The sequence below is a fragment of the Bordetella ansorpii genome (assembly GCF_900078705.1).
Taxonomy (GTDB): Bacteria; Pseudomonadota; Gammaproteobacteria; order Burkholderiales; family Burkholderiaceae_B; genus Bordetella; species Bordetella ansorpii_A.
Map to the genome: position 1 here is coordinate 647,335 of NZ_FKIF01000006.1, position 26,996 is coordinate 674,330.

A 26,996-nucleotide genomic window follows, 5' to 3' on the forward strand; every position below is an offset into this window, starting at 1 on the left:
TCACCTTTGGATGGTCTGTCGAGACAGGGTTGCCATTATGGGCGGCTGATGTAACGCCTGTGTATGCGAGACACCAGAGAAGTGCAAGCCCTGGGTAAAGTTCGTAACGAGACCGAAGGCGGCCCAGGGGGGTTGCAAGCGGCTCTGCCCATGGCGCGGTCACCCCGCGCATCGAGGCATTGTAACGTTCGGGAAAACCATGAGAACACGTCCGCAAGTCGATTTTATCGGGGACGCATTAGCGCAAGATAAAAAAAAGCCCGAGATCGTGAGATCTCGGGCTAAATCCACCAAAGGAGGAGGGTGGAGGAGACAACCGTGGCATGTCTAGGTTGGGCATTTGCCAGAACCGTTGCAACCGGGGTTTTGCACCGCGCCGTTTGCGTTTCGACATCCGATGTACGAATCTTACCCAAACGATTTGTGCGATGCAAGAATTTTTTGAAGCGCCGCGGCAGAAAAGCCATATGTTGCGAAATCGCCTCGGGATTGGACGGAATTTCCGCCCTCAACCTTGGGCTTCCCAGGGAGATAGTCCAAATCTTGTCGACTTATCCGGCGAATGGCTGGGCTAACCCTTACATGCAAACCCTAGCAACACCGCCCCGCGGTGCGTGCTAGGGAAAAGGCGCCTGCCTGCCGGCAACGCCTTTTTTTGCGCGATGCACCATCCCATGCTGGCAGCAGGGTCTTCAGATCCAATAAGCCGTGCGGGTCATCACCTTGGACATGGCGCGCATGGCGCCGCGCACGGGCGCGGGCAGCGCCACCCCGCCCGCGCGTTCGGCGCTGGCGCGATGCGCCGCTTCCTCGTCGCGCATCTGGCGCACGATCTGGCGCGAGCGCCGGTCCTGCTCGGGCAGGGTGCGCAGGTGGCTGTCCAGGTGCTCCTCGACCTGGCGCTCGGTCTCGGCCATGAAGCCCAGGTTGCGCGGCGCCCCGGCGGCGCTGGCCAGCACTCCCAATGCGAACGAGCCCGCGTACCACAACGGGTTCAGCAGGCTGGGACGGCTGTCGAGTTCTCGCAGGCGGCGGTCGCACCAGGCCAGATGGTCGACCTCTTCGGCGGCGGCCGAATGCATCAGGTTGCGCGCCGCCTCGTCGCGGCATGCCACGGCCTGGCCCCGGTACAGCGCCTGGGCGCAGACCTCGCCCACATGATTGACGCGCATCAGGCCGGCGGCATGGCGTCGTTCGCGCTCGTCCAGAGTATCGGCGGCCTCGGGGGCGTCGGCGGGATACGGCCGGCTGGCGGTGGCCGCGCGCGACAGCACGCGCAGCGCCCGGTCGGCCTCGCCCAGCAGCGCGTCCAGCGGACCGGCGCGGCGCGCGAAGAACGGGGCGGGAAGGAAAGGCGCGGACATGATGGACTCCTTGGACGATGGCCAGCCCCTGACGGCGGGCGGGACTCTGATCCCCTGATTGTAAGGGCCGGGTATCATCGGTTTTTTGATCTGGATCCCGTCGAGCAACGGACGTGCCTGGCGCGCCCGGCGAGGGGATGCCGGCCTTTTACTCCTACCTATATAGACTGGACGCGGCCCCGGGCCGCCCAAGGACCTGAAGATGGAATGCACGATCGACTGGGGCGGCCCCTCCGGCATGCTGTTCACCGCCAGCACGGGCAGCGGCCACGTGGCGGTGATGGACGGCGCCGTCGACGGCGGCGGCCATGACCTGGCGCCCCGCCCCATGGAAATGCTGTTGGCCGGCACCGGCGCCTGCACGGCGTACGACGTGGTGCTGATCCTCAAGCGCGGCCGCCATGCCGTCACTGGCTGCAGCGTCAAACTCGAGGCCGACCGGGCCGACACCGACCCCAAGGTGTTCACCCGCATCAACTTCGCCTTCACCGTCACCGGCGCCAACCTGCCGCGCGCGGCGGTCGAGCGCGCCGTGCAGCTGTCGCACGAGAAGTACTGCTCGGCATCGGCCATGCTGGCCAAGACGGCCGAGCTCGGCTTCACCGTCGACATCGTCGACACCCAGGCCCCGGCCTGAACCGCAACACCCGTGCGGCCGCACGGCATGAAAGGAACGCCATGAAGCAATACCTCGCCCTCGTCCAGGACGTCTTCGACAACGGCACCTGGCAGGAAAACCGCACAGGCGTGCGCACGCTCAGCCTGCCCGGTGCGATGATGAAGTTCGATCTTCAGCAGGGGTTCCCCGCCGTCACCACCAAGAAGCTGGCGTTCAAGTCCGCCATCGGCGAACTGGTGGGCTTCATGCGCGCCAGCCGCAATGCCGCCGAGTTCAACGCACTGGGCTGTAAAGTCTGGGACCAGAACGCCAACGAGAACGCGGCATGGCTGGCCAATCCGTACCGGTTGAGCGAAGGCGATCTCGGCCCGGTCTACGGTGTGCAGTGGCGCCAATGGCCCGCCTATAAAACCATTGCGCCGGGCCAGCCGCACAGCGAGGCGCAGATGGCCGACGCCCTGGCGCGCGGCTACCGCCGTGTCGGCGTGCTGGACGAGCCCGAAGGCTCGTCGGCGGCGGGCAGCGTCGTGCTGTACAAGGCCATCGACCAATTGCGCGCGTGCCTGGACACCATCATCGCGGATCCGGGCAGCCGCCGCATCCTGTTCCACGGCTGGAACTGGGCGCAACTGGAGGAAATGGCGCTGCCGCCCTGCCACTTGCTCTACCAGTTCCTGGTCAACCAGGCGCGCCGGGAGATCTCGCTGTGCCTGTACATCCGCTCCAACGACCTGGGCCTGGGCACGCCCTTCAACCTGGCCGAAGGCGCGGCCCTGACGCATCTGGTCGGCCGGCTGACGGGCTATACGCCGCGCTGGTTCACGTACTTCATCGGCGACGCGCACATCTACGAGAACCACGTGGACATGCTGCGGGAGCAACTGCGCCGCGAGCCCTACGAGGCGCCCCGGCTGGTGCTGAGCGACCGCATTCCCGACCACGCGCAGACCGGCAGGTACGAGCCCGAATGGCTGGAGCGCGTCGAGCCGTCAGATTTCCAGCTCGAAGGCTACCGGCACCATCCGCCGCTGACCGCCCCCATGGCCGTCTGAACCCACGCCCCCCCTACCCGCGATTGCCTGCCCATGCCGTCCCGCCTCTTCCTCATCGTGGCCTATGCCGACAACCGCGTCATCGGCCGCGACAACGCCCTGCCCTGGAAACTGCCGGGCGACCTGGCACATTTCAAGCGCAACACGCTGGGCCATCCCATCGTGATGGGCCGCAACACCTGGGAATCGCTGGGCCGCCCGCTGCCGGGCCGCGCCAACATCGTCATCACGCGCAATCCCGGCTACGAGGCGCAAGGCGCGGTGGTCGTCCCCTCGCTGGAGGCCGCCCTGGCCGCCTGCCCCGCCGACCAGGAAGCCTTCGTGATCGGCGGCGCGCAGATCTACACGCTGGCGCTGCCGCGCGCCGACCGCATCATCGCCACCGAAGTGCATGCGCAGGTCGATGGCGATGCCTGGTTCCCGGAACTGCCCGCGGGCCAGTGGAAGGAAACCGAACGCCTGCCGCAGCCACCCGAGAACGGCTACCCCTACGACTTCGTGACGTACCAACGCGTGGCGAGCTGACGGACCCTTCCGGCCTGGCGCGGCCTGGCGGTGCAAGGCCGGAAGGGTCCGCCGGCCTTGCAGAGACATCTACGCGAGCGATGGCGGCCGGCGCGCGGCCGGGCCGCCGTGCCATCGCGCGCGCGGCCTGCGCGGGCACCGTGGAATCGCCGCGCCTGCCGGACACCCGTCATGCCGGCCTGGCGTGCCAAGGGCGCCGGCCGGCGCCGCCGAAACCGGGACGGCGGCCTGATAGGCACCGAATCGATTTATAGTCGCGGAGGGACCGGGCCAACCCGCATCGATCGATTCCCGCCAGGCCAGCCGTGCCCGGATCACAGCCAGCCGTTTCCCCGAAAAAAAGCGTCTTCAACGGAGTCCGCCATGAATGCCCCCGCCGGCCAGCCCGACCTGTCCCATCTGTGGATGCCTTTCACCGCCAACAAACAGTTCAAGGCCAAGCCCCGGATGCTGGCCCACGCCGAGGGCATGTACTACACGTCGGGCGATGGGCGCCGCATCCTGGACGGCACGGCGGGCCTGTGGTGCGTGAATGCCGGGCATGCCCGCGCCGAGATCGTGCAGGCCATCGCACGCCAGGCGGCGTCGCTGGACTACGCGCCCGGCTTCCAGCTGGCGCATCCCCAGGCCTTCGAGGCTGCCAGCGCCGTGGCGGGCTTCATGCCCCCGGGGCTGGACCGCATCTTCTTCACCAATTCGGGGTCCGAGTCGGTCGACACCGCCCTGAAGATCGCCCTGGCCTATCACCGTGCGCGCGGCGAGGGCCAGCGCACAAGGCTGATCGGCCGCGAGCGCGGCTATCACGGCGTCGGTTTCGGCGGCATCTCGGTGGGCGGCATCTCGCCCAACCGCAAGACCTTCTCGGGCGCGCTGCTGCCCGCGGTCGATCACCTGCCGCACACGCACAACCTGCAGCAGAATGCCTGGTCCAAGGGCCAGCCCGCCTGGGGCGCGCATCTGGCCGAGGAACTGGAGCGCCTGGTCACGCTGCATGACGCCTCGACCATCGCGGCCGTCATCGTCGAGCCGATGGCCGGCTCGACCGGCGTGCTGATTCCGCCCAAGGGCTACCTGGAGAAGCTGCGCGAGATCACGGCCAGGCACGGCATCCTGCTGATCTTCGACGAAGTCATCACCGCCTATGGCCGCCTGGGCGCGGCCACCGCCAGCGAGTTCTTCGGCGTCACGCCCGACCTGATCACCATGGCCAAGGGCGTGAGCAACGCCGCGGTGCCGGCCGGCGCGGTCGCGGTGCGCCGCGAAGTGCACGACGCCATCGTGGGCAGCGTGGAAGGCGGGATCGAGTTCTTCCACGGCTACACCTATTCGGCGCATCCGCTGGCCACCGCGGCCATCCTGGCCGCGCTGGACATCTATCGCCGCGAAGGCCTGTTCGAACGCGCGCGCACGCTGTCGCCCGCCTTCGAGGCCGCCGCGCATTCGCTCAAGGGCGCGCCGAACGTGATCGACGTGCGCAACCTGGGCCTGGTGGCGGGCATCGAGCTGGCGCCGCGCCATGGCGCGCCGGGCGCCCGCGCCGCCGAGGCTTTCCAGAAATGTTTCGACCAGGGCCTGCTGGTGCGCTATACCGGCGACATCCTGGCGATCTCTCCGCCGCTGATCATCGATGAAGCGCAGATCGGCGAGATCTTCGAGCGCATCGGCAAGGTCTTGAAGGACATCGCCTGACAGGCGTCATCGCGGCACGAGAATGAAGCAACTGAGCCACTACATCAACGGCCTGGCCTACGAGGGCCGCAGCGGACGCTACGCGGACGGTTTCGATCCCGCCGAGGGCACGATCGCGCGCTCGGTACCCCTGGCCGGCCCCATGGAAATCGATGGGGCGCTGGCCGCCGCGGGCATGGCTTTTCCTGCCTGGTCCGCCACCCCATCCCGGCAACGCGCTCAGGTGCTGGCCGGGTTCCAGGGCCTGCTGCAACAGCACCAGGACGAACTGGCGGAACTGATCGTGCGCGAGCACGGCAAGGTGCTCGCCGAAGCATTGGACGAGGTGGCGCTGGGCATCGAGGCGGTCGCGCACGCCTGCGAGACCGTGCGGCAACTGGACACCCGGCGCGCGGCCTCGGCCGAGAACGGCATCGACCGCTGGCGCGCCCGCCCTCCCCTGGGCATCGTGCTGGGCATCACGCCGTCCAGCCTGCCGCTGCTGGCGCCGTGCGCCCAATTCGCGCTGGCGCTGGCGTGCGGCAACGTCTTCATCCTCACGCCGTCGCAGCGCACGCCGTCCGCGGCATTGCGCATGGCCCACCTGCTGCGGCAGGCCGGGCTGCCCGACGGCGCCTTCAATGTGCTGTTCGGCGACAAGCAGGCCATCGATACGCTGATCGCCCATCGCGACATCGCCGCCATCTCCTTCATCGGCTCCACGCCGGTCGCCCAGGACGTGCACACCGAAGCCACGAGGCACGGCAAGCGCGTGCAGGCGCTGGGCAGCGCGAAACATCACATCGTGGTCATGCCCGATGCCGACCTGGACCGCGCCGCCGACGCGCTGATGGCGGGTGCCTTCGGCTCGGCCAGCCTGCGCGGCATGACCAACGCGGTCGCCGTGGCGGTGGGCGATATCGGCGACGCGCTGGCCGAACGGCTGGCGCCGCGCGTGCGTGCGCTGGCCATCGGCGATGGACTGTCGCCAGGCGCGCAACTGGGGCCGCTGCCGACCCCCCAGCATCGCATGGCCGTGATGCGCTACATCGAGGATGGCGAGGCCTCGGGCGCCACGCTCCTGGTGGACGGGCGGGGGCTTTCCGTGCCTGGCCACGAACGCGGCTTCTTCCTGGGCGGCACGCTGTTCGATCACGTGGCGCCGCGCATGAACATCTATCGCGAAGAAATCCACGGACCGGTGCTCAACATCCTGCGCGTGCCCGACCTGGCCACGGCGATCGCGCTGGTCAACGCCCACGGATCCGCCAACGCGGCATCGTGCTTCACCACGGACGGCGACACGGCGCTCGCCTTCGGGCGCCAGGTCCGGACCGGCCTGGCGGGCATCAACGTGCCCGTGCCCGCGGCGCGGACATGGCAAGCCTTCGGCGGCTGGACAGGCGCCCTGCCCGGCGACGCGCAATCCCCAGGCGAAGACGCCGTGCGCTTCCACACCAAAGACAAGCGCATCATGCAGCGCTGGCCGGGCGACGCCCCGCCGGCCCACGACACAGGGGAAACACCATGCTGAGGCATCTGCGTACGTTCGCACTGGCCACCACGATGCTCGCGGCCACCGCCGCCGCGCACGCCGAGTCGGTCATCAAGGCTGTCATGAATTCGCCGCTGCGGCTGACCGATCCGCACGCCACCACGGCCTACATCACGACGTGGCACGGCTACATGATCTACGACACGCTGCTGGCCACCGACGCCGACAACAGGATCCAGCCGCAGATGCTGCAGAAGTGGGAGATCTCGGAAGACCACAAGACCTACACGATGACGCTGCGGCCGGGCCTGAAGTGGCACGATGGCACGCCCGTCACGGCGGAAGACTGCGTCGCGTCCATCCGGCGCTGGGCGGCCGGCGACATCATGGGCCGCACGATGCTGAAGTTCACCGACCGCATCGACGTGGTGGACGAGAAGACCTTCCGCATCATCATGAAGGAACCCACCGACCTGGCGCTGCGCGCCCTGTCCAAGCCCACGGGCACGGCCGCCTTCATGATGCCCAGGCGCGTGGCGGAAACCCCGCTGGGCAAGCCGATCACGGATTTCACCGGCTCGGGTCCCTTCAAGATGGCCGAGTTCAATCCCGGCGTGCGCACCGTGTACGTGAAGAACGCCGACTACGTGCCGCGCCAGGAGCCGCCCAGCGGCATGGCCGGCGGCAAGGTCGTCAAGGTGGACAAGGTCGAATGGGACGTGATGCCGGATGCGCTGACGGCGGCCAACGCGCTGCTGGGCGGCGAGATCGACTTCGTCGAGCAGTTCCCGTACGACCTGCTGCCCATGGTCGAGGGCAACCCCGACCTGAAGGAAGAGACGATCAGCCCGGTCAGCTACTACGTGATGTACCGCTTCAACTTCACGCAGCCGCCCTTCGACGACAAGAAGGTCCGCCAGGCCGCCATGTATGCGATCGGCCAGGAAGACGTGATGAAGGCGCTGGTGGGCAACCCCAAATATTGGCGCACCTGCGGGTCGCTGTGGGGCTGCGGCACGCCTTTCGAGAGCGACGCGGGCAGCGGGATGGTCGTGCGCGCGGATCCCGAAAAGGCCCGCGCGCTGCTGAAGGAGGCCGGCTACGACAACACACCCGTGCTGATGATGCAGGCCACCGACCTGGGCACGCTCAGCCCGCAGCCGGTGGTGATGGCGCAGGCGCTGCGCGCGGCCGGCTTCAACGTCAGCCTGGCGGCGATGGACTGGCAGACGGTCGCCACGCGCCGGGCCTCGAAGGCCCCGGTTGCGCAGGGCGGCTGGAGCATCCACAACACCAACTGGTACGCCACCGACATCATGGATCCGGTGCGTTCCGCGCCCGCCGCGGCCAGCGGCGACAACGCCTGGTTCGGCTGGCCCGACGTGCCGCGGGTCGAGGAACTGCGCACGCGCTTCGCCCTGAGCGCCGATCCGGCCGAACAGAAGCGCATCGCGGACGAGCTGCAGCGCATCGGCATCGACGAAGGGCTGTACGTGCCGCTGGGCCAGATGGCCGTGCCCACGGTGTATTCCACCAAGCTGACCGGGCTGGTGCGCGCCCCCGCGTTCGTGTTCTGGAACGTCGGCCGCGCGCCCTGAACGCGCCTTGGCCCACCCCGCCATGCCGCTGTTCATCCTGCGCCGGCTGCTGGCCACCCTGCCCGTACTGGCACTGGTGGCCGTGGTGGTGTTCGCCATCCTGCGGCTGGCCCCGGGCGACCCCGCGGTGGTCATGGCGGGCGACGCCGCCACGCCCGAGCGCGTGGCGCAGATCCGCCAGGCCATGGGGCTGGACAAGCCGTTGGCCGAACAGTTCCTGATCTGGGGCGGCAACCTGCTGCAAGGCAACGTGGGCGCCTCGCTGATGTCGGGCACGCCGGTTTCTCAACTGATCGCCCGCCGGCTCGAACCCACGCTGGGCCTGGCCGCGCTCACGCTGGCCGTCACGCTGGCCGTGGCGATTCCGCTGGGCGTCCTGGCCGCCTGGCGGCAAGGCCGGCTGCTGGACCGCGCCGTGATGGGCGTGTCGGTGCTGGGATTCTCGGTGCCGGTGTTCGTCACCGGCTACGCACTGATCTGGCTGTTCTCCATCGAGCTGGCCTGGCTGCCCATCCAGGGCTACACGCCGCTTTCGGGCGGGCTGTGGCCCTGGCTGCAGCGGCTGATCCTGCCCGCGCTGGCCCTGTCCACCGTGTACGTCGCGCTGATCGCGCGCATCACCCGCACCAGCCTCATCGAGGTCATGGGCGAAGACTTCATCCGCACGGCACGCGCCAAGGGCCGTGGCGAGACCGGCGTGCTGCTGGGCCATGCGCTGCGCAACGCGGCGGTGCCGATCGCCACGGTCGTGGGGCTGGGCATTGCGCTACTGATCAGCGGCGTGGTCGTCACCGAGTCGGTGTTCAACATCCCTGGCCTGGGCAGGCTGGTGGTCGAGGCCGTGCTGGCGCGCGACTATCCCGTCATCCAGGGACTGACGCTGTTCTTCGCCGCGCTGTACGTGCTGGTCAACCTGGTGGTCGATTGCGCCTACGCGGCGTTCGATCCACGCATCCGCTACTGACGCGATGGCCCCACCCAACGACACCGCCGCCGCACTGCCCGCGCGCCTGCCCGCCGAAGCCGGCGCCTGGCGGCGCGTGCGCCGCGAGCTGCGCGGCGCGCCCGTGCTGCTGGCGCTGGCCGTGCTGGCGCTGATGGCGCTGATGGCGCTGTTCGCGCCCTGGCTGGGCACGGTGGATCCCACCGCCATCGCGCCGGGCTCGCGCCTGAAGCCGCCATTCGGCGATTTCCTGTTCGGCACCGACGCCTTCGGCCGCGACGTGTGGTCGCGCGTGGCCTACGGCGCGCGCGTGTCGCTGGCGGCCGGCCTGGGCGCGGCGCTGGCCAGCACGGCGGCAGGCCTGGCGCTGGGCGTGCTGGCGGGCTGGTTCCGCTGGCTGGACGGCCCCATCATGCGCGTGATGGATGCCCTGATGGCGATTCCCGGCATCCTGCTGGCCATCGCGCTGGTGTCGGTGTCCGGCGCCAGCCTGGGCACGGTGCTGTTCGCCATCACGCTGCCCGAGATTCCCCGCGTGGTGCGGCTGGTGCGCGGCCAGATCCTGAGCGTGCGCGGCGAACCCTACGTCGAGGCCGCGCTGGCGCTGGGCACGCCGCTGCCGCAACTGGTGTGGCGGCACCTGCTGCCCGCCACGGTGGCGCCGCTGACGGTGCAGGCCACCTACGTGTTCGCCTCGGCCATGCTGACCGAGGCCATCCTGGGATTCCTGGGCGCGGGCGTGCCGCCCGAGCTCGCCTCCTGGGGCAACATCATGTCCGAAGGCCGCGTGTACTTCCGCCTGCTGCCCGGCCTGATCCTGTTTCCCGGGCTGTTCCTGTCGCTGACGGTGCTGAGCATCAACATCCTGGGCGATGCGCTGCGCGATGCCTTCGACCCGCGGGGCCTGCCCGCGCGTGGCGTCCCTGGCCTGGCGGCGGCGCCGTCCCAGCCGGCGCGCCACGCCGGCAATTCCAATACGAGCGCCCCCATCCTGTCGCTGCGCGGCCTGACGGTGCGGGCCGCCGACAGCGGCGCGCAAGTGGTGCGCAACCTGAGCCTGGACGTGCACGCGGGCGAAACGGTCTGTGTGGTGGGCGAATCGGGCTCCGGCAAGTCGGTCACCGCGCTGGCCGTGATGGGGCTGCTGCCCCAGGGCGCGCTGGCCGCGCAAGGCGGCGCGATCCTGTTGCAGGACGAGGACGTGCTGGCCGCCAGCCCGCGGCGCCTGCGTCGATTGCGCGCCACCCGCATGGCCATGGTGTTCCAGGAACCCATGACCGCGCTGAACCCGGTGCACCGCGTCGGCCGCCAGGTCGACGAAGTGCTGCGGCTGCATCGGCGCATGGCCCGCGGCGAACGGCGTGCCCGCGTGCTGGAGATGTTCCGCTCGGTGCACCTGCCCGATCCCGAACGCATCTACGACGCCTATCCGCACGAGCTGTCGGGCGGCCAGCGCCAGCGCATCGTCATCGCGATGGCGCTGATCCTGGAACCCGCGCTGCTGATCGCCGACGAGCCCACCACGGCGCTGGACGTGACCACGCAGCGGCAGATCCTGGCGCTGATCCGCGAGTTGCAGCACAAGCACGGCACGGCGGTGCTGCTCATCACGCACGACTTCGGGGTGGTGGCCGAGATCGCCGACCGCATCGTCGTGATGAACCGCGGCGACCTGATCGAGACCGGCACGCGCGACGACATCCTGGCGCGGCCGGCGCACCATTACACGCGCCGGCTGGTGTCATCCGTGCCCAGCCTGGCGCCCATGCGGCACACTCCCCTGAAGGACGACGTCGTGCTGCAGGTGCGCGGCCTGGGCCGCACCTATTCCTCGCCACGACTGCTGTCGATGCGCGCGCGCGGCATCGTGGCCGCCACGGACGTCGACCTGACGCTGCGGCGCGGCGAGATCCTGGGCCTGGTCGGCGAATCGGGCTCGGGCAAGTCCACGGTGGCGCGCTGCGTCGCCCGGCTGATCGAGCCCACGCACGGCAGCCTGTCGATGGGCGATACCGACCTGGCCCGCCTGTCCGGCGCGGCGCTGCGGCAGATGCGCAAGCGCGTGCAGATCGTCTTCCAGGACCCCTACCGCTCGCTCAATCCTCGCCGCACCGTGGGCGACTCGCTGATCGAGGGGCTGCTGAACTTCGGCATGCCGCGCGGCCAGGCGCAGGCCCGCGCGATAGCCATGCTGGGCGTGGTCGGCATCGGGCCCGACGCCATGCGGCGCTATCCGCACCAGTTCTCGGGCGGACAGCGCCAGCGCCTGTGCATCGCGCGCGCGCTGGTGATGGAGCCGCAGGTGCTGGTGGCCGACGAAGCCGTCTCGGCGCTGGACGTGTCCGTGCAGGCCCAGGTGCTGGACCTGCTGGAAGACGTGCGCCAGCGCACCGGCGTCAGCATCCTCTTCATCACGCACGACCTGCGCGTGGCCGCGCAGGTCTGCGACACTATCGCCGTGATGCTGCAAGGCCGCGTGGTCGAGACCGGTCCCGCGCGGACGGTGCTGGTGTCGCCACGGCATGACTACACCCGCGCCCTGCTTGCGGCTGCTCCGGGGCGCGACTGGGATTTCCGCAATTTCCGGCCGCTGCGCGCCGGATAGCGCCTGACCACGGGCTCTATCCCGCACGAAGCGCCTCGCGGGCGGGCCCCGCCCGTCTTCGCGTCATTCGACAGGGAGCATGCGATGCGTTGGCTGTTGGCAATGATCAAGCACGAGACGAACACGTTCTCGCCCGTGCCCACCCCGCTGGAACGGTTCTTCCGCGGCAACCCCGAGATACTGTCCGGCGAGCGCGCCATCCGCGCCTATGAAGGGACCGACAGCGGACTGGGCGGCTACATCGAGGTCGCGCGCCGCGAAGGGGCCGAGATCGTCGTGCCGGTGGCCGCCGAGTCCTGGCCCAGCGCGCCCACCGACCGCGACACCTACGAGCGCCTGTGCGGCCTGATCCTGGACGAAGTGCGGCGCGGCGGCTTCGACGCCATCCTGCTGGACCTGCACGGCGCCATGGTGGCCGAGGGCGTGGAGGATGCCGAGGGCGCGCTGCTCGCCCGGCTGCGCGGGATCGATCCTGCCACGCCCGTGGGCGTGACGCTGGACATGCACGCCAATATGTACGACGACATCGTGCGCCACGCCACGGTGATCACGGGCTTCCATACCTATCCGCACGTGGACATCCGCGAAGCCGGCGTGCGCGCGGCGGATGCCATCGCGCGCACGCTGCGCGGCGAGATCCGTCCGGTGATGGCCTGGGGCAACAGGCCCATGCTGCCCCACATCATGTGCCAGGGCACCCATGCCGATCCCAACAAGTCCCTGCAGGAACGCTGCAGGACGCTGGAGGCGCAGGGCGTGATCGCCGCGTCGGTCTTCGTCGGCTTCCCGCACGCGGACATCCGCGAGGCGGGCCTCTCCGCCGTGGTCTGTACGGACGACAGCCCGGCCGACGCGCAGCGCCATCGCGACGAACTGCTGGACACCGCCTGGCGGCACCGCGCGCAGTGGGTATTCCATTCCGAGCCGCTGGAGCCGGCCATCGCGCGCGCCAAGGCGCTGACGGACGGCCCCGTGATCCTGCTGGACCACTACGACAACACCGGTTCGGGCGGCACGATGGACACCACGGCCGTGCTGGCCGAGATCCTGCGCCAGGAACTGGAGAACGTCGCCTTCTACGCCATCTGCGATCCGCAGGCGGCGCTGCTGGCGGCCGGCGCCGGCGTGGGCCACAAGATCACGCTGGAACTGGGCGGCAAGGTGCCCATGCCCGCCCTGCGGCAGCAAAGCCGGCCGTTGACGCTGACCGGCCGCGTCAAGCTGGTGTTCGACGGCGTGTACCTGAACCGCGGCCCCATGTATCGCGGCGTGCGCAACGATACCGGCCTGACCGTGGTACTGGACACGGGCCGAGTCGAGATCGTGATCGTATCGCGCCACCAGGAACCCTTCGACGTGAACTGCCTGCTGTCGGCGGGCATCGATCCGCTGCAGAAACGCTACGTCGCCCTGAAAAGCCGCGTGCACTGGCGCGCCGGCTTCGCCGACATGGCCACGCAGGTGATCGAATGCACCGGCATGGGCGTCACCACCTCGGATTACGGCCAGGTGCGATACGAGCACGTGCGCCGCCCGATCTATCCGCTGGACGACCTGTAGGCCCGCCACGCTTGCATTTTGACAATGCTGGTAACGGCGCCGCGAGATTCGCTGCGAACCCGCCGGTATACTCGCCGCGGGTTCAGAAACCCGCGGGCCGCGCCGGCCGACTCGCCGTCCGCGCAGCCGCCTCATCAATAACCGACCGAGCGTAAAAGATGAAGAAAGGTGTGGCGATCGTCGCTGGTGTAATCGTCGTGGGTGGAGTCGCCTGGCTGGGCGCCACGTGGTACACCGGCAAGCGGATCGAGGCCGAGGCGCCTGCCCGCGTGAAGGAAGTCAACGACCAGATGGCCAAGGCCCTGCCGGCTCCGTACAAGGTCGAGCTGCGCCAGGTCAGCTACGAGCGCGGCTTCTTCTCCACCAAGGTGCGATATGGCGTGACCATGTCCGCTCCCGCAGCGGCCACCGGCGACAAGGGATTCGCCATCGAACCCGGCATGCTGGAAATCGACGCGACCGTGCAGCACGGCCCGTTCCCCGGCGGCGCGCTGGCGCGGGGCCACATCATGCCCAACGCCGCCTTCGTCCACGCCGAAGTGGCCCGGACCGAAGCCCTGAAAGCCATTTTCGCGCTGACCGACGGCAAGACGCCGCTGTGGAGCGACACGGTCATCCACTACAACGGCGACAGCACCGGCACCGGCGGCCTGGCGCCCATCAAGGCGTCCCAGGACGGCATGACGGTGGAATTCAGCGGCGCCGCCATGGAAGGCTCGTTCAAGCGCGCCAACCAGGCGATCAAGGGTTCGTTCAAGGCCGACTCGCTGGTGGCCACGAATCCGAAGGACGAGCAGGTCGACAAGGTCGCCATCAGCGGCGTGGCCATGGACCTGGACACCCACATGGGCAAGTTCGGCGTGTCCGTGGGCAACACCAACATGCAGGTCAAGCGCGTCGAACTGCAAGGCAGGCAGTATCCGATGAGCCTGGACGACCTGGGCTACAAGCTGAACATCGGCGAAGACGACAAGCTGCTGAGCGGCGAGGCCGCCTACAGCGTCGGCAAGTTCCGCCTGGGCACCACCGACATGGGCGGCGGCCAGGCCGTCATCAAGCTGGCCAACCTGGACGGCAAGGCCTCCGAGAAGCTGGCCAAGACCTACAGCGACCTGGCCAGCGCGATGATGGCGGAGTCCACCGGCGCGGCCGAGCCCAATCCCAAGGCCTCGGAAGACCTGATGAAGCGCGTCGCCAACGACGTGCGCGACCTGCTGGTGGCCAGCCCCACCCTGGCGATCGATCCCATCCAATGGAAGACCGACAAGGGCGAAGCCCGCATCACCTACTCGCTGGCGCTGCAGCCGCTGAAGGACACTGACGCGCCGGTCCAGGACCTGGTGCGCCAGGCGATCAAGTCGATGCAGGCGCATGCCGCCATCAACAGGCCGATGGCCCAGGATCTGCTGGCCCGCACGTTCGTGGCCACCGCGGGCGCCACGCCCGAACAGGCAGCCGCCCAGGCCAGCGACCAGATGCAATCCGCGCTGGCCATGGCCCAGATGATGAACGTCGCCCGCGTCGACGGCGACAATGTCGTGGCCGACTTCGTCTACGACGGAACCAAGGCCACGCTGAACGGCCAGGAGATCCCGCTGGATGCGCTGCTGGCCGACGCGGTCGGCGCGACGGGCGAAGCCGAGCCGGACATGCCCGATGGACTGGATTCGGACAGCTCGCCGCAAACCGATGGCACGATGCTGCACTCGCTGGACCAGGCCACCATCGGCTCGCTGATCGAGGCGGCGGGCTTCGAACTCGAACACCGCACCGATCAGTATGGCGAGCCCGAGTTGAACATCACCCCGGGCGCCAGCGGCGCGCGCGAGCTGTATGCGCGCTTCAACGAGTGCGACGTGGACGATGCGTGCGAGAACGTGATGCTGCAGGCCGTGTTCGATGCGATCACCCCGCCGCCGTACAAGGTCATCAACGACTGGAACCGCAACAACCGCTGGGGCCGCCTGTATGTGGACGACAACAGCCAGCCCACGCTGGAGATGGACATCAATGCCTACGGCGGCATCGGCAAGGACGGCGTCGAAGCCTTCGTGCAGACCTTCCTGGAGACCGTTCCCCAGGTGAATGCCTTGCTGGAGAAGACCCCCAAGTCCAAGTAAGTGCGCGCCACGGCGGTTCGCGCGGGAAAGGCGTTCAAGGAACGCCCCCCAAGCCGGACCGCCGGAAGATGGAACCCTGAGGCCTGAGTCCGGTATTGCACCGGCACCCGGGCCTTTTGCCTTGGCCCGATGCGCTCGATCCTCAGAGCTCGGTTCGCAGGCTGTCAAAAGCGTGGCGCAGGAATTGGGCCGCTGGCTTGCGCTCGCCGGTCTGCTCTCTCCAGGCCTGAAGCGCCAGCCGCAGGGCGCCGATGGACACCATGGCCACCATCCTCAGCGACGTCCGGCGCTCGGGCTGCCGCCAGACCTCGCAAAGCGTCTCGAAAAGCGCCTGCTCCTGCTCGGCGTAGTGCGCCTGCTTGCGTGCAAGCAGGGATTCGCTCGACCGCATCAGGTTGTCGATGGCCGTCATCTGCGCGGTCGTGTAGCCCGAGATGTGCGCGATCATCAGGTCACGAACCGCTTCGAGCGGCGCGATGTCGGGCGATGTCTTCAACAGCTGCGCATGCAGGCTGGCCGACCCGGCGTCCTGCCAGAACAGGATGATGTCGTCCTTCGACTTGAAGTACGAAAAGAAGGTGCGCCGCGAAATGCCGGCTTGCGCCGCGATGACGTCCAGCGTGGTGGCGTCGTAACCCTGAGCGAGGAACAGCCGCTGGCCGACCTCGGCGATGCGTTGCCGAGTCTCACGGCGCTTGCGTTCCCGCAAGCCCTCCGTGGGCGCTGGTGCTGCGTGAGAAAGCGTTCCCGGCATGTCGATAGCCTGTTGCATTTTGCACTGAGTGCAGAATAATATGCACCAAGTGCTTATTTGATGTGCCCTTAGTTTACCTTTCCCCTTCCCTGGCAGACTGGAACCATGACTCCTTGGACCGCTTCCGACATTCCCTCCCAGCGCGGTCGCACCGCGGTCGTCACCGGCACGGGGGGCTTGGGTTTTCACACCGCGCTGGCCCTGGCCCATGCGAAAGCAAAGGTCATCCTCGCAGGCCGCAACCCGTCGAAAGGGGCGGCCGCCGCCCTTCGGATTCGCCAGAGCGTTCCGGATTCCGACGTGGCATTCGAGGCCATGGATCTTGCCGATCTCGGTTCCATCGGCGTCTTCGTCGAACGCCTGGGGCGTTCGCACGAGCGCCTGGACATATTGATCAACAACGCAGCGGTGATGAACCCACCCAGGCGCCTGGAGACGGCCGATGGCTTCGAATTGCAGTTCGGCACGAACTATCTCGGCCACTTCGCCCTGACCGCCCGGCTGCTGCCCCTGCTGCGCAGGAGCGACGCGCCGCGCGTCGTCAGCCTGTCGAGCATCGCCGCCCGATCTGGCACGATCAGCTTCGATGACCTGCAGGCCCAGCGCGCTTACCAACCGATGCGGGCCTACGGCCAGTCCAAGCTGGCCTGCCTGCTGTTCGCGCTCGAATTGCAACGCCGCAGCGACGCCGCGGGCTGGGGCATCCGCAGCATCGCCGCCCATCCAGGCATTTCGCGCACCGAACTGCTGCCCAATGGGGCTGGGGCATGGAGCACGGCGGGTCTGGTGCGCCGCTGCCTGTGGTTCCTGTTCCAGCCCGCCGCGCAAGGAGCGCTGCCAACGCTGTTCGCGGCAACGGCCTCGCAGGCCCGGGCAGGCGCCTACTACGGCCCGGCCAGGCTTGGCGAAACGCGCGGTCTTCCCGCACCGGCCAAAGTGCCCGCCCAGGCGCTGGACGAGAGCGTCGCCGCGAGATTGTGGATGGAGTCGCAGGCCCTCACCGGCCAACGATGGGAGTCCTGAAGCCTGTTCGTGCGGCGCGGGCGTCGGCCTGTTCCCGTCGGCCGGCGGTGGCCGACCCGATGCGGCAAGAGAAAACCCCCGGGTTCCGGGCTGGCGCCCTTCCCCCGGGGGGTCGGTCCGATCAGGGACCGGAACCGTCTCAGTTCGCGTAGGCCTCGACCGGCAGGCACGAGCACATCAGGTTGCGGTCGCCGTAGGCATTGTCCACGCGGGCCACGGGCGGCCAGTACTTGGCATCGCGCAGCGTGGCCACCGGATAGGCCGCCTGCTGGCGCGGGTAGTCGTGGTGCCACGCCTCGGCCAGCAGCATCTGCGCGGTGTGCGGCGCGTTCTTCAGCACGTTGTCCTCACGATCGCGTTCGCCGCGTTCGACCTGGGCGATCTCCTCGCGGATGGCGATCATCGCGTCGACGAAGCGGTCGAGTTCGGCAATGCCTTCGGACTCCGTCGGCTCGACCATCAGCGTGCCCGCCACCGGGAAGCTCATGGTGGGCGCATGGAAGCCGTAGTCCATCAGGCGCTTGGCGATGTCCTCGGCCGAGATGCCGCTGGAGTCCTTGAGCGGACGCACGTCCAGGATGCACTCGTGCGCCACGCGGCCGTTGCGGCCCGCGTACAGCACGGGGTAGTGATCGCGCAGGCGCGTGGCCACGTAATTGGCGTTCAGGATGGCCACTTCGGTGGCGCGCTTCAGTCCGTCGGCGCCCATCAGCGCGATGTAGACGTACGGAATCGGCAGGATGCCGGCCGAGCCGAACGGCGCGGCCGACACGGGGCCGACGTGCGCCTCGGCGGACAGGCGGCCCTGCTCGTTCAGCACGCCCGGCAGGTACGGCGCCAGGTGCGCGCGCACCGCGACCGGACCCACGCCCGGACCGCCGCCGCCATGCGGAATGCAGAAGGTCTTGTGCAGGTTCAGGTGCGACACGTCCGAGCCGAACTTGCCCGGCTTGGCCACGCCCACCATGGCGTTCATGTTGGCGCCGTCCAGGTACACCTGGCCGCCGGCCGCGTGCACGATGTCGCAGATCTCGGTGACGGCTTCCTCGAACACGCCGTGCGTGGACGGGTACGTGATCATCAGCGCCGCCAGCGTGTCGCCGACCTGGGCCACCTTGGCGCGCAGGTCGTCGATGTCGACGTTGCCGTTGTCGTCCGAGGCCACCACCACGACTTCCATGCCGGCCAGCTGGGCCGACGCGGGGTTGGTGCCGTGGGCCGACGACGGGATCAGGCACACGTTGCGCTGGCCCTGGCCGTTGGCCTGGTGATAGCCGCGGATGGCCAGCAGGCCGGCGTACTCGCCCTGCGCGCCCGAGTTGGGCTGCAGGCTGATGTTGTCATAGCCCGTGATCTCGCACAGCGCGGCGGACAGGCGCACGATCAGGTCGTGGTAGCCCTCGGCCTGCGACGGCGGCGCATAAGGGTGCAACTGCGCGAACTCGGGCCAGGTGATGGGGATCATCTCGGCCGTGGCGTTCAGCTTCATGGTGCACGAACCCAGCGGGATCATCGTGCGGTCCAGCGCCAGGTCCTTGTCGGCCAGCCTGCGCAGGTAGCGCAGCATGTCGGTCTCGGAGCGCACGCTGCTGAAGACGGGATGCGACAGGATCGGGCCCTGGCGGCGCAGCGCGGCGGGGATGCCGCCGGCGGCCTGGGCATCCAGCGCCTCGATGTCCAGCGCGACGTCGTCATGCTCCAGCCCGGCGGCGAACACGTTGACCAGCGCCTGCAGGTCGGCGGCGCTGACGGTCTCGTCCAGCGACACGGCCAGGCGCGCGCCGTCGACGCGGCGCAGGTTGATGTGCTCGCACGTGGCGGCGGTGAGGATGGCCGGCGTGGCGGGGCCGGTCTCCAGCAGCAGCGTGTCGAAGAAGGTGTCGTTGGCGACCTTGATGCCCAGCTTGACCAGCTCGGCGCGCAGGATGGCGGTGTAGCGCTGCACGCGGTGGGCGATGCGGGCGATGCCGGCCGGGCCGTGCCACACGGCGTACATGCCGGCCATCACGGCCAGCAGCACCTGCGCGGTGCAGATGTTGGACGTGGCCTTCTCGCGGCGGATGTGCTGCTCGCGCGTCTGCAGCGCCAGGCGCAGCGCGGGGTTGCCCTGCGCGTCCTTCGACACGCCGACCAGGCGGCCGGCCATGTTGCGCTTGAAGGCGTCCTTGCAGGCCATGAAGCCGGCGTGCGGGCCGCCGAAGCCGAACGGCACGCCGAAGCGCTGCGCCGAACCCACGGCGATGTCGGCGCCCCACTGGCCCGGGGCAGCCAGCAGCGCCAGCGCCAGCAGGTCGGTGGCGCACGCCACCACACCGCCCTGCGCATGCACCTGTCCGGCCAGCGCGCGGTAGTCGGCGACCGTACCCAGGCTGTGCGGGTATTGCAGCAGCACGCCGTAGCACTCGGGCAGGCCTTGCGCCTCGTCGCCCACCACCACGTCGATGTCCAGGCCGATGGCGCGCGTGCGCACCACTTCGATGGTCTGCGGATGGCAGTGCTGCGACACGAAGAACACGTTGCTCCTGGACTTGGCGCCGCGGCGCGCCAGCGTCATCGCTTCGGCGGCGGCGGTGCCCTCGTCCAGCAGCGAGGCGTTGGAGATGTCCAGGCCGGTCAGGTCGGCGACCATGGTCTGGTAGTTCAGCAGGGCTTCGAGACGGCCTTGCGAGATTTCCGGCTGGTACGGCGTGTAGGCCGTGTACCAGGCGGGATTCTCGAGAATGTTGCGCAGCACGACGTTGGGCGTGTGCGTGCCGTAGTAGCCCTGGCCGATGTAGTTGCGGTAGACCTTGTTGCGGCCGGCGATCTGCTTGAGCTCGGCCAGCACGTCGGTCTCGTCGCGCGAGGCCGGCAGGTCCAGCGGCTGCGTGCTGAGGATGCGGGGCGGCACCACCTCGGCGATCAGGTCGTCCAGGCTGTTGCTGCCGACCACGGCGAGCATCTTGGCCTGATCGTCGTCGGACGGGCCGATGTGGCGGGGAATGAAATCGGTATGGGTATCCAGGGCGAGCGACATGAAGCAATCTCGAAGAACGGAGGGCGCGCCACGGCTGCGGCGCGCCGGGTGGGCCGCGCGGCGCTCATGCGCCCGCGCGGCCGCGGGGTCAGCCTTGGGCGGCCTCGTAGCCGGCGGCGTCCAGCAGGCCATCGACGTCGGCGGCATTGGCCGGCTTGATCTTGAAGATCCAGGTATCGAAGGCGGATTCGTTGATCAGCGCCGGGTTGGCGTCCAGCGCTTCGTTGAAGGCGACGATCTCGCCGTTGACCGGCGCGTAGATGTCGGAGGCGGCCTTGACCGACTCGACCACGCCGGCGGTGTCGCCGGCCTTCAGGGTGGCGCCGACATTCACGTCGCCCACGAAAACCAGGTCGCCCAGCTGATCCTGGGCGTTGTCGGTGATGCCGACGGCGAACACGTCGCCTTCGGCTTTGACCCATTCGTGGGATGCGGTGTACTTGCGATCGGTGGGCAGACTCATGGAGAACTCCTGGCAGGGGTGCTGCGGTATACGGGAAAAGGTTGCGCGCCTTCCGGCCGCGCGGGGCCGGAAGCTACGAGTTTACGAGTGTTCGACGGGCTTGCCGTTACGCACGAAAGGCAGTTTGCAGACCTGCGCCGGCACCCACTTGCCGCGGATCTCGACCTCGGCGGCATCGCCGGGCTGCACGCCGGCCGGCAGGCGGGCAAAGCCCACGGACACGCCCAGCGTGGGCGACATGGTGCCGCTGGTGACTTCGCCCGCGCCCCGCGCGGTGCGCACGGCCATGTGGGCACGCATCACGCCGCGCTCCTGCAGCTTCAGGCCCAGGAAGGCAGCGGGCGTGGCGAATTGCTCGATGGCATCGCGGCCGATGAAGCGGCGGGAGGCATCCTTCAGCGACACCGTCCAGGTCAGGCCGGCCTGGTCGGGGTGGATCAGTTCGTCCATGTCCTGGCCGTACAGGTTCATGCCGGCCTCCAGGCGCAGCGTGTCGCGCGCGCCCAGGCCGCAGGGCTGCACGCCCTGCGCGATCAGATCGCGCCAAAGCGTGGCGACTTCCGCGGCGGGCAGCACGATCTCGAAACCGTCTTCGCCGGTGTAGCCGGTGCGGGCCACCAGCGTCTCGCCCAGCAGGGCCGCCGAGAACACGCCCAGCGGCTCGGACTGGGCCTGCCAGGCCGGGCGCGCGGCCCAGACCTTGGCGCGGGCCTCGGGGCCTTGCACGGCCACCATGGCCAGGTCGCGGCGCGCGGCGATGGCGACGTCGAAATTGCCCGACGCGGCCACGCGGCGCATCCAGGCGACGTCCTTGTCGGCGGTGCCGGCGTTGACCACCACGCGCCACCTGTCCTCGGAGAAGAAATAGACGATCAGGTCATCGATGACCCCGCCTTGCGGGTTCAGCATGCAGCTGTACAGGGCCTTGCCCGGCACGGTCAGCCTGGCCACGTCGTTGGCGATCAGGCGCTGCAGGAAAGCCTTGGCACCGGCGCCCGCGACGTCCACGTTCAGCATGTGCGAGACGTCGAACATGCCGGCGGCGCGGCGCACGGCGTGATGCTCCTCGATCTGGGAGCCGTAGGACAGGGGCATTTCCCAGCCACCGAAATCGACCATGCGGGCGTTGGCGGCAAGGTGTTCGTCGAACAGCGGAGTGCGTTGCAGAGGTGCGGACATGCGGAGAGGCTCCGGCGGCAGCGTTGCCGCGAGGGTTGCGCGATGCCGATGCGGAAGCGGAAAGCCCCGGCGATCGGCCGAATCTTCCGCCCCTCTGTCCTTTTGCCTGAGAGTTGCCCCGCAACGTCGCGGGTTTGCACCTTCGGCGCCTGGGTAATCCACGCCATGCGGCGGACCCCAGGTCTCTCCAGAGTGCTGTTTCATCCGGCGCGATGCGCGCGGCGGACGATGCGGTTGCGGTATGGGTTACCTGAGCGATTCCGGGCGAATTGCGCCTTCGGCGGCCGAATGAACGGCTCTCTCCCGCGACCAGCGTGACAGCGCGGCAAGCATACTCCGAAAGCGGGACGGGGAAAAGCGGGGACGGTCTCGTGCCCCGCCCCGCGCCATGGCGTCAGGCCGTGGCTGCTGGCGCCGTCCCGTCGCTGGCGGGCGCTGCCGCCTGCGATGCGATATGCAGCGTGCGCGTCGGAAAGGCGAATTCCACGCCAAGCGCCGAGAACTGCTCGATCATGGCGATGTTGACCGCCTGCTGGATGTCCATGTACGCGTTGTAGCCCGGCTCCAGGACGATATAGACCACCTCGAAATCCAGGGAGCTGTCTCCGAACGACTGGAAGTGGCAACGATCGAAGCGCGTCTTTTCCTGCATCCGGATGATCTCTTCGATGATGCCCGGCACCCGGCGCAATTGGTCCGCCGTGCAGTCGTAGGTCAGGCCGAACTTGAATACGATGCGGCGCTCCTGCAGGCGCTTGAAGTTCTGGATGGTGTTGCCCAACAGGCTGGTGTTGGACATGATGATCTGCTCGCCGCCCAGGCTGCGGATCCGCGTGGTCTTCAGTCCGACGTGCTCGACCGTGCCCGAGCTGCCGTTGACCACGATGAAATCGCCTACCTCGAAAGGCTTGTCGACGGCGATCGCCAGCGAGGCGAACAGATCGCCGAGGACGTTCTGGACAGCCAGCGCGACCGCGATGCCGCCCACCCCGAGGCTGGCCACGAACGCGGTGATGTTCACGCCCAGGTTGGACAGCATCGCCAGCAAGACGATGGTCCACAGCAGCACCTTCAGGGCCCACATCGACAGCGAGGCCAGCGCGCTGACCTGCGATCCCTGCGCCGCGGCGTGGCGGCGGAAGTAGTGCGTCATGCCCAGCGTCACCGCCCGATGCGCCCACAGCGCCACCTGCAGCACGGCCACCACGAACCACAGCGAACCGATGCGGCCGGCCCAGCGTTCCGGCAGGTCCAGCACGCCCGCGCCGACCAGTATCGCCGCCAGGACCAGCAGCAGGTTGCTGGTGGCATCCGCGGCTTCGCGGATGACCGACTTGAACTGCGAGCGGGACGCCCCCGCGTCGGCCTGGAACTTCCGCACCAGGAAGGCGACGGCGAATCGTGCGACGAGGAACACGGCGCACGCGACGCCCAACGCGAAGAGCCAGTTCAGGACCGGAATCCCCAGGAAATCCCAGTCGGAAAATAGATGGGTCACGGCGTTATCCACGGATGAGAACTTCCTTGCCTGTGCGATCGAAAGCCCCATTGTGCGCACATGGGACGTTCCCGTACAGCGCAGGGGCGTTAAGTTTTGATGACGCCGGGCCTAGCCCAGCACCGTATCCAGCATCATCATCAGCACGAAGCCCACCATCAATCCCGCCGTCGCCGGCACCTCGTGCCCCTTGCGGTGCGACTCGGGGATGATCTCGTGGCTGATCACGAACAGCATGGCACCCGCCGCGAACCCCAGTCCCCATGGCAGCATGGCGGCGGACCAGCCGACCACCGCCGCGCCCAGTACCGCGCCCAGCGGCTCGACCAGGCCCGACAGCATGCCGATGGCCACCGCCATGGCACGGCCATAACCCGCCGCCACCAGCGCCACGGCGACCACCAGCCCCTCGGGGACATCCTGGATGGCGATGCCGGTGGCCAGCGCCGTGCCGCGCACGGCATCGCTGCCCACGAACCCCACGCCGATGGCCAGGCCTTCGGGCAGGTTGTGCAGGATGATCGCGAAAACGAACAGCCAGGTGCGCCGCAGCTTCTGCACGTCGGCGCCCTCCTTGCCCTTGATGAAATGCTCGTGGGGCAGCAGGCGGTCCATCAGCAGCAGCGCCGCGCCGCCCAGCAGGATGGCCGCGCCGACGATGCCGGAGGCCGTCCAGGCGCCGTAGCCCAGCGCCTCGCCCGCCGCCACGCCGGGCACCACCAGCGAAAACGCGCAGGCCGCCAGCATCACGCCGGCGCCGAAGCCGAACATGATGTCCTGCACCTTCTCCGACAACGTCTGCGAGAACAGCACGGGCAGGGTGCCCAGCGCCGTGGCCACCGCGGCCACCATGCCGCCCGCCAGGGCGTCGGACACGGCGGGCGTGCGCACGGACAGATAGGCCCACAACTGATACATCGCCAGGCACGACACCAATACCGCCATGGTCCAGAGGCTGACGCTGGTGGCGGCGGGACGTACACGATGGCGACTGTGGGTGTTCACGGAAAGGTTCCTGCCGTGCTGCCTGGTTTCGGAATGCACCGGAGCCCCCGCGACCAGGGACCTGTCCGGTGAGAAGACGCGGCCTCGGTGGAGGCCCGCCATTCATATTTGTTAATGATATTTATTTTCATTAAACGGCACAACCTCATCGTGATGCCGCCGGTCCGCCCAAGACTGCTGGGCGCTCCGGAAAGCCTCCAGCATGGATCATGCCTGCCCGCCACTCACGGTTTCGGCGGTGCGCGGCGATCGCATGATCGCCGCGGTCGGGCGAACGGCGCACGGGCCGGCATCACGCCAACGCGGCCTCGTAGCGGCGCGCCACTTCGCTCCAGTGGACCACGTTGTAGAACGCGCCGATGTATTCCGGACGGCGGTTCTGGTACTTCAGGTAGTAGGCGTGCTCCCACACGTCCAGCCCAAGGATGGGCGTGTTGCCGTGCATCAGCGGGCTGTCCTGGTTGGCGGAGCTTTCCACCACCAGCTTGCCTTGCGGGCTCACGCTCAGCCAGGCCCAGCCGCTGCCGAAACGCGACAGGGCGGCCTTGGTGAACGCGTCGCGAAAGGATTCCAGCCCGCCCAGTTCGGCATCGATGGCCACGGCCAGCTTGCCGCTGGGCGCACCGCCGCCCTGAGGCGACATCACCGTCCAGAACAGGCTGTGGTTGGCGTGGCCGCCGCCATTGTTGCGCACGGCGCCGCGCACGGTTTCAGGCAGCTTATCGAGATCGGCCACCAGGTCGTCCACCGGACGGTCCGTCGGCAGGCCGGCGCCTTCCAGGGCGGCGTTCAGGTTGTTGATGTAGGTCTGGTGATGGCGCGTGTAGTGGATCTCCATCGTCTGCGTGTCGATGTGCGGTTCGAGCGCATCGTAGGCATAAGGCAGGGGCGGCAAGGAATAGGCCATGCGGAAGCTCCGGTTGGGGCCCTCCGGCGGAGGGCGTCGGTCTGGAAAGGGATCGCGGCGAGCCCGGGCCGCAAGGCCGTGCCCGGCTCAGTTCGGCAACGTCTGGAACGGCCGCGCCGGGTGATGGACGGCCAGCGCGCCAGGCTGGTGTCGGGATGCACGCCGCGCGTCAACGCGTGTTGCTGTGCCAGGCGGACCATGCGGACTCCTTCCGACAGCGCCGGGGAAATCCACAAAAACGAATACTAATGATAGTAATTTACATTCAATACAACAACCGCGTGGATCGCAGGGACAAGATGTGCCTCGGGGTGGCGCTGCTACAGCGCCCGCCCGCAGGCCACGGCCGACGCCCAGGCCCACTGGAAGTTGTAGCCGCCCAGCCAGCCGGTCACGTCGACCGTCTCGCCGATGAAATACAGGCCCGGCACGGTGCGCGCCTGCATGGACTTCTGGTCCAAGCCACGCGTATCCACCCCGCCGCGCATCACCTCGGCCTTCTTGTAGCCGGCGGTGCCGGTGGGCACCAGTTGCCACTGGTTGATGCGAGCGCCCAGCTCGCGCAGCGCACGGTCGGGCAGGTCGGCCACGCGGCTGGCCGACAGGTCCTGCCCGCCCGGACCGGCGGCCTGCAGCCAGCGGTCGGCCAGGCGCTTGGGCCACATGCCGCCCAGCACGGTATGCAATTGCTGGCGGTTGCCAGCCTTCACGGCCAGCAACTCCCCGGCCATGTCGCGGCCGGGGGCCAGATCCAGCGAGATGGGCTCGCCCGGTTTCCAGTAGCTGGAGATCTGCAGGATGGCGGGCCCCGACAGCCCCCGGTGCGTGAACAACAGGTCTTCCAGGAACTCGCCGCGCGCCTTGCCCTGCCCGGTTGCCAGGCCGACCTCGAGCGCCACGCCGGACAGCTCGGCGAACGGCTTCCACTGCTCGGCATCGAAGGTCAGCGGCACCAGCGCCGGACGCGGATCGACCACCTTCAGGCCGAACTGGCGGGCGATCTTCAGGCCGAAATCGGTGGCGCCCAATTGCGGGATGGCCATGCCGCCGGTGGCCACCACCAGCTTGGCCGCGCGCACCTCGCCCTGGCTGGTGCGCAGCACGTAGGCCTCGTTCTCGCGGCCGATCTCCTGCACGCTGCACGGCATGCGCCACGACACTCCGCCCTGCTGGCACTCGGCGCGCAGCATGTCGATGATGGACTCGCTGGAGTCGTCGCAGAACAGCTGGCCGCGATGCTTCTCGTGCCAGGCAATGCGATGCGCGCGCACCAGGTCCAGGAACTCGCGCGGCGTGTAGCCGGCCAACGCCGAACGGCAGAAATGCGGGTTCTCGGACAGGAAATTGGCGGGGCCCGCGCCGATGTTGGTGAAGTTGCAGCGGCCGCCGCCCGAGATGCGGATCTTCTCGGCCAGTTTCCCGGCATGGTCGATCAGCACCACGCGCAGGCCGCGCTGGCCCGCGACGGCGGCGCACATCATGCCGGCGGCGCCGGCCCCAAGTATTGCTACGTCGTACATGAAAAGGTCTCGGGCCGGTTCACACGGAAGCGGCCTCGCACTGCGGGGGATGGGCCGGCAGTGTAGTGTAAACAGCGCGGAA

Annotated in this window: 20 protein-coding genes, 1 pseudogene and 2 riboswitches; of the genes and pseudogenes, 12 read left to right on the plus strand and 9 right to left on the minus strand. The window is 68.5% G+C overall.

The genetic code is table 11. The features are described from left to right. Positions 1–692: 692 nt before the first annotated feature. A complete protein-coding gene (gene coq7, locus A6745_RS13285) occupies positions 693–1,364 on the minus strand; it encodes a 2-polyprenyl-3-methyl-6-methoxy-1,4-benzoquinone monooxygenase (RefSeq protein ID WP_066127793.1) in 672 nt (223 codons plus the stop codon). A gap of 202 nt (positions 1,365–1,566) precedes the next feature. Between coq7 and A6745_RS13290 the strand changes: the two genes are divergently transcribed. From A6745_RS13290 to A6745_RS13335, 11 genes and pseudogenes are all read left to right on the plus strand, one after another. Continuing rightward, positions 1,567–2,001 (plus strand): OsmC family protein, encoded by a 435-nt coding sequence (locus tag A6745_RS13290; protein WP_066127794.1) that lies wholly within the window; start codon positions 1,567–1,569, stop codon positions 1,999–2,001. Positions 2,002–2,042: 41 nt separating this feature from the next. Continuing rightward, entirely contained in the window at positions 2,043–3,035 is a 993-nt protein-coding gene (locus A6745_RS13295) for a thymidylate synthase (protein ID WP_066127797.1), read from the plus strand. 33 nt (positions 3,036–3,068) lie between these two features. Beyond that, positions 3,069–3,560, plus strand: a complete 492-nt coding sequence (locus A6745_RS13300) for a dihydrofolate reductase (RefSeq protein ID WP_066127798.1) — start codon at positions 3,069–3,071, stop codon at positions 3,558–3,560. 363 nt (positions 3,561–3,923) lie between these two features. Then, entirely contained in the window at positions 3,924–5,249 is a 1,326-nt protein-coding gene (locus tag A6745_RS13305) for an aspartate aminotransferase family protein (protein ID WP_066127799.1), read from the plus strand. Positions 5,250–5,271: 22 nt separating this feature from the next. Further along, the gene (gene mmsA, locus A6745_RS13310; protein WP_066127802.1) at positions 5,272–6,762 is read left to right on the plus strand and encodes a CoA-acylating methylmalonate-semialdehyde dehydrogenase; all 1,491 of its coding nucleotides are present in this window, start codon (positions 5,272–5,274) and stop codon (positions 6,760–6,762) included. Further along, positions 6,756–8,321, plus strand: a complete 1,566-nt coding sequence (locus A6745_RS13315; protein WP_066127803.1) for an ABC transporter substrate-binding protein — start codon at positions 6,756–6,758, stop codon at positions 8,319–8,321. The genes mmsA and A6745_RS13315 overlap by 7 nt, the downstream gene beginning before the upstream one ends. Positions 8,322–8,343: 22 nt before the next feature. After that, a complete protein-coding gene (locus A6745_RS13320; RefSeq protein WP_066128852.1) occupies positions 8,344–9,285 on the plus strand; it encodes an ABC transporter permease in 942 nt (313 codons plus the stop codon). A gap of 4 nt (positions 9,286–9,289) precedes the next feature. Then, a pseudogene (locus A6745_RS29560) lies at positions 9,290–10,153 on the plus strand (ABC transporter permease); the annotation flags it as partial. A gap of 39 nt (positions 10,154–10,192) precedes the next feature. Continuing rightward, a complete protein-coding gene (locus A6745_RS13325) occupies positions 10,193–11,869 on the plus strand; it encodes a dipeptide ABC transporter ATP-binding protein (RefSeq protein WP_066128854.1) in 1,677 nt (558 codons plus the stop codon). Between the two features lie 84 nt (positions 11,870–11,953). After that, positions 11,954–13,429: a M81 family metallopeptidase gene (locus A6745_RS13330; RefSeq protein WP_066127807.1), complete on the plus strand. Its 1,476-nt coding sequence runs from the start codon at positions 11,954–11,956 to the stop codon at positions 13,427–13,429. 158 nt (positions 13,430–13,587) lie between these two features. Further along, the gene (locus tag A6745_RS13335) at positions 13,588–15,549 is read left to right on the plus strand and encodes a DUF945 family protein (protein ID WP_082853046.1); all 1,962 of its coding nucleotides are present in this window, start codon (positions 13,588–13,590) and stop codon (positions 15,547–15,549) included. A gap of 142 nt (positions 15,550–15,691) precedes the next feature. On the opposite strand, the gene A6745_RS13340 is transcribed toward A6745_RS13335, so the two are convergent. Then, positions 15,692–16,258, minus strand: a complete 567-nt coding sequence (locus A6745_RS13340) for a TetR/AcrR family transcriptional regulator (protein ID WP_231885993.1) — start codon at positions 16,256–16,258, stop codon at positions 15,692–15,694. Positions 16,259–16,408: 150 nt separating this feature from the next. On the opposite strand from A6745_RS13340, the gene A6745_RS13345 reads away from it, so the two are divergent. Further along, positions 16,409–17,326, plus strand: a complete 918-nt coding sequence (locus A6745_RS13345; RefSeq protein WP_066127813.1) for an SDR family oxidoreductase — start codon at positions 16,409–16,411, stop codon at positions 17,324–17,326. A 139-nt stretch (positions 17,327–17,465) separates the two neighbouring features. Here the strand turns inward: A6745_RS13345 and gcvP are convergent, their stop codons facing one another. The 7 genes from gcvP to A6745_RS13380 all read right to left on the minus strand — a co-directional run bounded on the left by gcvP (position 17,466) and on the right by A6745_RS13380 (position 26,914). After that, positions 17,466–20,342: an aminomethyl-transferring glycine dehydrogenase gene (gene gcvP, locus A6745_RS13350; RefSeq protein WP_066127817.1), complete on the minus strand. Its 2,877-nt coding sequence runs from the start codon at positions 20,340–20,342 to the stop codon at positions 17,466–17,468. A gap of 88 nt (positions 20,343–20,430) precedes the next feature. Then, positions 20,431–20,805, minus strand: a complete 375-nt coding sequence (gcvH, locus tag A6745_RS13355) for a glycine cleavage system protein GcvH (protein WP_066127820.1) — start codon at positions 20,803–20,805, stop codon at positions 20,431–20,433. 81 nt (positions 20,806–20,886) lie between these two features. Next, the gene (gcvT, locus tag A6745_RS13360; RefSeq protein ID WP_066127822.1) at positions 20,887–21,984 is read right to left on the minus strand and encodes a glycine cleavage system aminomethyltransferase GcvT; all 1,098 of its coding nucleotides are present in this window, start codon (positions 21,982–21,984) and stop codon (positions 20,887–20,889) included. Between the two features lie 84 nt (positions 21,985–22,068). Beyond that, a riboswitch (glycine riboswitch) is annotated at positions 22,069–22,185 on the minus strand. Positions 22,186–22,211: 26 nt separating this feature from the next. After that, positions 22,212–22,300: riboswitch (glycine riboswitch) on the minus strand. A gap of 78 nt (positions 22,301–22,378) precedes the next feature. After that, complete coding sequence (locus A6745_RS13365; RefSeq protein WP_231885994.1) at positions 22,379–23,482, minus strand: mechanosensitive ion channel family protein; 1,104 nt, start codon at positions 23,480–23,482, stop codon at positions 22,379–22,381. A 111-nt stretch (positions 23,483–23,593) separates the two neighbouring features. Further along, the gene (locus A6745_RS13370; RefSeq protein WP_066127824.1) at positions 23,594–24,487 is read right to left on the minus strand and encodes a ZIP family metal transporter; all 894 of its coding nucleotides are present in this window, start codon (positions 24,485–24,487) and stop codon (positions 23,594–23,596) included. 292 nt (positions 24,488–24,779) lie between these two features. After that, positions 24,780–25,394, minus strand: coding sequence for a superoxide dismutase (locus A6745_RS13375; protein WP_066127826.1), 615 nt, complete (start codon positions 25,392–25,394; stop codon positions 24,780–24,782). Between the two features lie 320 nt (positions 25,395–25,714). Next, positions 25,715–26,914, minus strand: a complete 1,200-nt coding sequence (locus tag A6745_RS13380) for a BaiN/RdsA family NAD(P)/FAD-dependent oxidoreductase (protein ID WP_066127828.1) — start codon at positions 26,912–26,914, stop codon at positions 25,715–25,717. Positions 26,915–26,996: the final 82 nt, after the last annotated feature.

Bases quoted from the DNA above. Each gene is read 5' to 3' on its own strand.
- coq7 (WP_066127793.1), bottom strand. From the start codon at position 1,364: ATGTCCGCGCCTTTCCTTCCCGCCCCGTTCTTCGCGCGCCGCGCCGGT.
- A6745_RS13290 (WP_066127794.1), top strand. From the start codon at position 1,567: ATGGAATGCACGATCGACTGGGGCGGCCCCTCCGGCATGCTGTTCACC.
- A6745_RS13295 (WP_066127797.1), top strand. From the start codon at position 2,043: ATGAAGCAATACCTCGCCCTCGTCCAGGACGTCTTCGACAACGGCACC.
- A6745_RS13300 (WP_066127798.1), top strand. From the start codon at position 3,069: ATGCCGTCCCGCCTCTTCCTCATCGTGGCCTATGCCGACAACCGCGTC.
- A6745_RS13305 (WP_066127799.1), top strand. From the start codon at position 3,924: ATGAATGCCCCCGCCGGCCAGCCCGACCTGTCCCATCTGTGGATGCCT.
- mmsA (WP_066127802.1), top strand. From the start codon at position 5,272: ATGAAGCAACTGAGCCACTACATCAACGGCCTGGCCTACGAGGGCCGC.
- A6745_RS13315 (WP_066127803.1), top strand. From the start codon at position 6,756: ATGCTGAGGCATCTGCGTACGTTCGCACTGGCCACCACGATGCTCGCG.
- A6745_RS13320 (WP_066128852.1), top strand. From the start codon at position 8,344: ATGCCGCTGTTCATCCTGCGCCGGCTGCTGGCCACCCTGCCCGTACTG.
- A6745_RS13330 (WP_066127807.1), top strand. From the start codon at position 11,954: ATGCGTTGGCTGTTGGCAATGATCAAGCACGAGACGAACACGTTCTCG.
- A6745_RS13335 (WP_082853046.1), top strand. From the start codon at position 13,588: ATGAAGAAAGGTGTGGCGATCGTCGCTGGTGTAATCGTCGTGGGTGGA.
- A6745_RS13345 (WP_066127813.1), top strand. From the start codon at position 16,409: ATGACTCCTTGGACCGCTTCCGACATTCCCTCCCAGCGCGGTCGCACC.
- gcvP (WP_066127817.1), bottom strand. From the start codon at position 20,342: ATGTCGCTCGCCCTGGATACCCATACCGATTTCATTCCCCGCCACATC.
- gcvH (WP_066127820.1), bottom strand. From the start codon at position 20,805: ATGAGTCTGCCCACCGATCGCAAGTACACCGCATCCCACGAATGGGTC.
- gcvT (WP_066127822.1), bottom strand. From the start codon at position 21,984: ATGTCCGCACCTCTGCAACGCACTCCGCTGTTCGACGAACACCTTGCC.
- A6745_RS13375 (WP_066127826.1), bottom strand. From the start codon at position 25,394: ATGGCCTATTCCTTGCCGCCCCTGCCTTATGCCTACGATGCGCTCGAA.
- A6745_RS13380 (WP_066127828.1), bottom strand. From the start codon at position 26,914: ATGTACGACGTAGCAATACTTGGGGCCGGCGCCGCCGGCATGATGTGC.